At 60.1% G+C, this 1,961-nt stretch carries 2 protein-coding genes; both read left to right on the forward strand.

Going from position 1 to position 1,961, the window contains the following annotated elements; translation table 11 throughout:
• A partial coding sequence (locus C2U70_RS33305; RefSeq protein WP_186294593.1) for a hypothetical protein occupies positions 1–909 on the forward strand: 909 nt, incomplete at its 5' end.
• Positions 906–1,961, forward strand: a 1,056-nt coding sequence (locus C2U70_RS31975) for a hypothetical protein (RefSeq protein ID WP_140982613.1), incomplete at its 3' end; no start/stop codon positions are given. The genes C2U70_RS33305 and C2U70_RS31975, both read left to right, overlap by 4 nt.

Raw genomic sequence — 1,961 nt, forward strand, 5'->3', positions numbered from 1 at the left:
GTTCAGCGCATCCGCCATACCGCGATCGAGCTTTACACCAGCGGCCCGAGTTTTACGCTGGCGGCCGGCGGGTTCAGGACGGGCCCTCAGTTCCAGGCCGAATTCGGTCCGATCTCCGCTCCGTTCGGGGCCGGTCTGGGCGGCGACTACGGAACGGGTGTGCCCACCAGCCTGATTGTTTCGGGTGCGCCGGATCAGGATCGTCTGCGCTTCATGCGCTTCGAGGGGCAGACCGAGGACCACGGAGGGGATGGGCGGACATTCGACCACAATACCTGCATGTGGAAGGGCTTTGCTTGCGGCATCAACTTCCAGATCGGCGACGGCCTCGCCGGTTGCACCTTCGACCCCGGCTCTGCACCGGAATGGAGCTTTCTGAACTCCACGAAATGCGATGCCACGAAGAATCTCGCGCCGTTTTATGTCGTCCGCTATCTGGTTTCGTGCGACGACAAATCACTGGGTTGTCAGGACAACGGAAAGTTCGGCTTCTTCGAAATTGTCGATGCGGCAACGATTCCCGATTTCGACGGCTTTCGTAGCACGACGGTCCAGCAGAACGCGCTGGTGTTTCCCGGGTCACTGGGAGATATCATCGCGGCAGGAAAGGGCCTCGGCTTTCCTCCGATGGAGCCGATCAAGCAGGTCGGCAGATATCAGTCGGTGGCCACCGGTGACCTGATCTGGTTCAGCCCCACCGCACATCAACGCGACTCCGATCGGTCCGGAATCGAAGGCATCAATACCGATCGCGGCAGAGTGCCGCCGATCTCCAAGTGGCCATTCGCGTCCGGCGATGTGCTGAATTCATCAGGCGACGGGGTGGTCAAGTTCGTAAACCCCAATACCAGGGCGGCGTTGACCTGGGACTTCGGTGATTCACAACATCCGAAGAGGAGTCCGCCGTGAGGGCGATTCGATTCTGCGTTCTCCTGAGCGCCGGAATTTCCTGCGTTGCATTGACCGGTCGGCAGGCCGCCGGCCTCGAGGTCGACCAGTGCGCGTCCGATGTCGCTCCCGTCGGGACTAATCTCGCTACGGCGTTGGCCGCCGGCGGCAAGATAACCTTCCGCTGTGCCGCTGGAACGACGCTGCAGATCACTACGCTTCATTCGGTCAACCGATCGGTCGAGATCGACGGCGGAGGGCAGGTGACGCTGGACGGAAGCGGCCGCGTCTCCCTGCTGGATGCTGCAACCTCCGATGTCGTCGTGCGCCTTTCGAATCTGACGCTACGCCGTTTGGGCAGCCCGAGCAGCACCTCGAACGGGGTAGCACGCGCCGACCGGATCATTATTGAAAATACGCGCGTGCTCGATTCGCAATCGCCCATTCAATCCAGGGCGTTCGTCAGCATCGCGAATAGCGAGTTTGATGGCAATCGCGGCGTCGTCATCCAGGCCCCGTTTGTGGAGATGACAGGCAGCAAGATCCGCAAGACGCATGGAGTCCCGATTCTGGGCGTTGGTGGGCTGGTCAATATTGCGGACAGCGAATTTGAGGCCAACGGTCGTAGTGTTTTCCAGAACTGCGCACTCAGCATCGTGCGAACGTCCTTCCGCAACAATACGACTGAACTATCCGCCGACACTCTAAGGCCGGGCGGCGCGCTGACAACCGGCTGCAGTACCGAGATCAGGAACAGCACGTTTTCCGATAACAAGAGCACGACGAATGCGGGTGCGATCAATATTGAACGCGGAGCAGCGTCGGTCGTTATCGAAGGCTCCGGGTTTGAGGGAAACTCCGCCAGACACCATGGCGGCGCCATATCGGTAGAACCGGCAGACCAGGTGTCGCAGGTGCTGCAGTTCAAATTCTTGCGTTTCAACCGCAACAACGCTGAAACCGGGGGAGCTGTCGATCTTGGCGAGTTAGCAGGTAGCAAGGTCGCGCTGTTGACACTTGGCGTGACGTTCATCGGAAATGTGGCATCGGACAACGGAGGAGCCATCGCCGGA

This window comes from Bradyrhizobium guangdongense, from assembly GCF_006483445.1.
Taxonomy (GTDB): domain Bacteria; phylum Pseudomonadota; class Alphaproteobacteria; order Rhizobiales; family Xanthobacteraceae; genus Bradyrhizobium; species Bradyrhizobium guangdongense_A.